Genomic DNA, 3,853 nt, shown 5'->3' on the forward strand with positions numbered 1-3,853 from the left:
CTCTTCAACGTCAAAAAATCCCGCCTGCTTCACGATCCATACTCCAATCAACGCAAGGAAAATGGAATCACAGAGCAGACCTCAAAACCAGAGGGTTTTTCGAACCCTCCACCTCGGTTCTGGGGATAATTTTAGCGATTGTCGCAAATTGTCGCAAAAACCCAGACGGGAAAGGCCCGAACAGGCCCGGAACATCCGTCTAAGTCTTTGATATCATGGCGGAGAGGGTGGGATTCGAACCCACGGTACGCTTGCACGCACAACGGTTTTCGAGACCGCCCCGATCGACCGCTCCGGCACCTCTCCGTCTTCGCTAGCGGCGATGGATCGGGCTTATAGGGTGGCACGGCGGAGCGTGCAAGAGACCCCGATGCGTTTTTCCGTCACGATATGTCCCCGGCACCGCCCGGCACCGTGAATCGGCGGTTGACGGCGCGCATCCGCCGGCAGTAAAAGCCCCAACCCGCCCTCGCGCTGACGAGGGGCAGCCGTGTCCGCACGGCCAATGAAAAAAAGCGACTGGGCCGCGTCGCCTGTCCCGCCAGGGGGCCGCACGCGCCAAGAGATCGGAAAGACAGGTTAGAAGATGTTTGCAGTCATTCGTACCGGCGGAAAGCAGTATCGCGTTTCCCCCGACACCGTCCTGAAGGTCGAGAAGCTGGAAGCCGAAGCCGGCACCACCATCACCTTCACCGACGTCCTCGCCGTGGGCGGCGAGGCTGGCACGACGATCGGCGCGCCGCTGGTCCCCGGCGCCAGCGTGACCGCCACGGTCATCGCGCAGGATCGTCTGGACACGGTCATCATCTTCAAGAAGCGCCGCCGGCAGAACAGCCGCCGCAAGAACGGCCATCGCCAGCCCGTCACCGTGCTGCGCATCGCCGCGATCAACGCCGCCTGAACCCGCCAGGGGGCGTAAAGGCCCCCAAGGCAGGCGTATCAGGTCAGTTCAGAGTCAGGAGTTCAGGCAATGGCACAAAAAAAGGCAGGCGGTTCATCCCGCAACGGGCGCGACAGCGCCGGGCGCCGTCTCGGCGTCAAGAAGTTCGGCGGCGAGAGCGTGATCGCCGGCAACATCATCCTCCGTCAGCGCGGCACGAAGATGAAGCCGGGCACCAATGTCGGCCTGGGCCGCGACCACACGATCTTCGCGCTGGTCGATGGCCACGTGAAGTTCGAGCGCCGCGCCGAAGGCCGCGTGCATGTGTCGGTCGAGGCGCTGCCGGTCGCGGCCGAGTAAGCACCCCGCTTCTCGGGACCGCTTTCGACCCGCGAAGGGCCGGTCCTCGGGACCGGCCCTTTTTGCGTCGTGGCGGGGTATGATGCCCGCCGCGCCCCCCGCTTCCACCGGACCAGTACGATGAAATTCCTCGACCAAGCCAAGATCTACGTAAAGTCCGGCGACGGCGGCGACGGCGTCGTGGCCTTCCGGCGCGAGAAATATATCGAATTCGGCGGTCCTGACGGCGGCAAGGGCGGGCGCGGCGGCGACATCGTGTTCGTCGCGGCCAGCAACCTGAACACACTGATCGATTTCCGCTACACCCAGCATTTCCGCGCCCGCAAGGGCGGCAACGGCGCCGGTTCCGACCGGACGGGCGCCGCCGCGCCCCCGGTCGTGATCCAGGTGCCGATCGGCACCCAGATCTTCGACGAAGACCGCGAGACGATGCTGGCCGACCTCGACGCGCCGGGCAAGCGCATCGTGCTGTGCCATGGCGGCGATGGCGGCCACGGCAACGCCCATTACAAGACCAGCACCAACCGCGCCCCCCGCCGCGCCGACAAGGGCTGGCCGGGCGAGGAACGCTGGATCTGGCTGCGCCTGAAGCTGATCGCCGATGTCGGGCTGGTCGGCCTGCCCAACGCGGGCAAATCCACCTTTCTCTCCGTCGTCTCCGCCGCGCGGCCCAAGATCGCGGATTACCCCTTCACCACCCTGCATCCGCAGCTCGGCGTCGTGCGCCTGTCGGTGTCCGAAGAGTTCGTCATCGCCGACATTCCCGGCCTCATCGCCGGCGCGCACGAGGGCGCGGGCCTGGGCGACCGCTTCCTGGGCCATGTCGAACGCTGCGCCGTGCTGCTGCACCTGATCGACGGCGCGGCGGGCGATGTGGTGAAGGCCTGGCGCACCATCCGCCACGAACTCGAAGCTTATGACCCCGGACTGGCAGCCAAGCCCGAGATCATCGCCCTGAACAAGATCGACGCCATGACCCCACAGCAGATTTCCAGCCGCCGCCGCGCGCTGGAAAAGGCGAGCGGCGCCCGTGTCGTCACCCTGTCCGGCGTTACCCGCCAGGGCCTGGACGACGTGCTGCGTCTGTTGCAGGACGAAGTCACCACCATCCGCGCGGCCGAGCACGCGGCGCCCCCGCCCGCCGCGGTCCAGTGGCCCGAGTCCACGCCGTGACCATCGCCGAACTGCCCGGCCTGGACACGGCCCGCCGGCTGGTCGTGAAGATCGGCAGCGCGCTGGTGGTGGATTCCCACAACGCCGCCCCACGCACCGACTGGCTGGACAGCGTCGCGCAGGACGTCGCCGCGCTGCGGCGCGCGGGCACCGAAATCATCCTCGTCTCATCCGGCGCCATCGCCCTGGCGCGGCACAGCCTGGGCCTGACCCGCCGCACCCTGCGGCTGGAGGAAAAGCAGGCCGCGGCCTCGGTCGGGCAGATCCGCCTGGCCCAGGCCTGGACCGACGCGCTGTCGGCGCACGGGCTGGTCGCGGCGCAATTGCTGCTGACACCGGGCGATACCGAGGATCGCCGCCGCTACCTGAACGCCCGCGCCACGCTGGACACGCTGCTGGGGCTGGGCTGCATCCCCGTGATCAACGAGAACGACGCCATCGCCACCACGGAAATCCGCTTCGGCGACAATGACCGCCTGGCCGCGCGGGTGGCGGAAATGACCGGCGCCGACCAGCTCGTGCTGCTGTCGGACATTGACGGCCTCTATACCGCCGATCCCAGGATCGACCCCACCGCCCGCCACCTGCCCGTCATCACCGCGCTCACGGCCGATATCGAGGCCATGGGCGGCGCCCCGCCGCCGGGCTATTCGTCCGGCGGCATGCGCACCAAGCTGATGGCGGCCCGCATCGCCACCCAGGCCGGCTGCGCGATGGCAATCACGCTGGGCAAGGACCTCCATCCGCTGGCGCGCCTGCGCGACGGGGCCCGCTGCTCGTGGTTCCTGCCGTTGCCCGACGGGCGGTCGGCCCGCAAGCGCTGGATCGCCGGCGGCCTGGCCCCGGCCGGCCAACTGGCGATCGACGACGGCGCCCGCCGCGCCCTCGCGGCGGGGTCGTCCCTGCTGCCGGCCGGCGTGCGCGCGGTCCATGGCACGTTCGAGCGGGGGGACCTGGTGCAGGTCACCGATATGGACGGCAACGAAATCGCGCGCGGCCTGTCGGCCTACGGCGCGGCCGATGCCCGGCAGATCGCCGGCCATCGCTCGGACGATATCGAAGCCCGGCTGGGCTGGCGCGGCCGGGACGAAATCATCCACCGCGACGACCTCGTCCTGACCGCCTGAACGGGCAGGCGATCAGGTACGAGGCGGCCAGCGCAGCGTGGGTTCCGACCGGGGCCGCTCGTCCCATTCATCGTCCCGTCGCGGCCGTGCCTCGCGCCCGTCAGGCGCCCGATAGCCGGGCCGGAACGGCGCCTCTCCCGCCGCCGGGGGCAAATCATGAACCGGGTCAGGAACGGCCGGAGGCGGCATATAAGGCGGCACGCGCGCCGGATCGCGCGGCGCCGCGGCCGGCCGGTCATGCCACGGCATGGGCCGGGCGGCATCGTGCGCGATGGGCGCGCCGGTCCGCGGCGCATGTGTGGGCGGCTCGGCG

Annotated in this window: 4 protein-coding genes, 1 tRNA gene and 1 pseudogene; 4 read left to right on the forward strand and 2 right to left on the reverse strand. The window is 69.0% G+C overall.

Annotated features, from left to right (window positions below):
• Positions 1-216: 216 nt before the first annotated feature.
• Positions 217-306, reverse strand: a tRNA-Ser gene (locus HLH48_RS22510).
• Between the two features lie 280 nt (positions 307-586).
• Here HLH48_RS22510 and rplU point away from each other — a divergent pair.
• From rplU to proB, 4 genes are all read left to right on the forward strand, one after another.
• On the forward strand, positions 587-901 hold the full coding sequence (gene rplU, locus HLH48_RS22515; protein ID WP_182999683.1) for a 50S ribosomal protein L21: 315 nt from the start codon (positions 587-589) through the stop codon (positions 899-901).
• A 69-nt stretch (positions 902-970) separates the two neighbouring features.
• Positions 971-1,240 (forward strand): 50S ribosomal protein L27, encoded by a 270-nt coding sequence (rpmA, locus tag HLH48_RS22520; RefSeq protein ID WP_182999684.1) that lies wholly within the window; start codon positions 971-973, stop codon positions 1,238-1,240.
• Positions 1,241-1,360: 120 nt separating this feature from the next.
• Positions 1,361-2,413 carry a GTPase ObgE gene (gene obgE, locus HLH48_RS22525; RefSeq protein WP_182999685.1) on the forward strand — a complete coding sequence of 351 codons (1,053 nt, stop codon included), beginning with the start codon at positions 1,361-1,363 and terminating at the stop codon, positions 2,411-2,413.
• On the forward strand, positions 2,410-3,540 hold the full coding sequence (gene proB, locus HLH48_RS22530) for a glutamate 5-kinase (RefSeq protein ID WP_182999686.1): 1,131 nt from the start codon (positions 2,410-2,412) through the stop codon (positions 3,538-3,540). The genes obgE and proB overlap by 4 nt, the downstream gene beginning before the upstream one ends.
• 12 nt (positions 3,541-3,552) lie before the next feature.
• On the opposite strand, the pseudogene HLH48_RS22535 reads toward proB, so the two are convergent.
• Positions 3,553-3,853 (reverse strand): annotated as a pseudogene (locus HLH48_RS22535) (hypothetical protein); the annotation flags it as partial.

This window comes from Gluconacetobacter sacchari (assembly GCF_014174255.1).
In the GTDB taxonomy this organism is placed as follows: Bacteria; Pseudomonadota; Alphaproteobacteria; order Acetobacterales; family Acetobacteraceae; genus Gluconacetobacter; species Gluconacetobacter sacchari.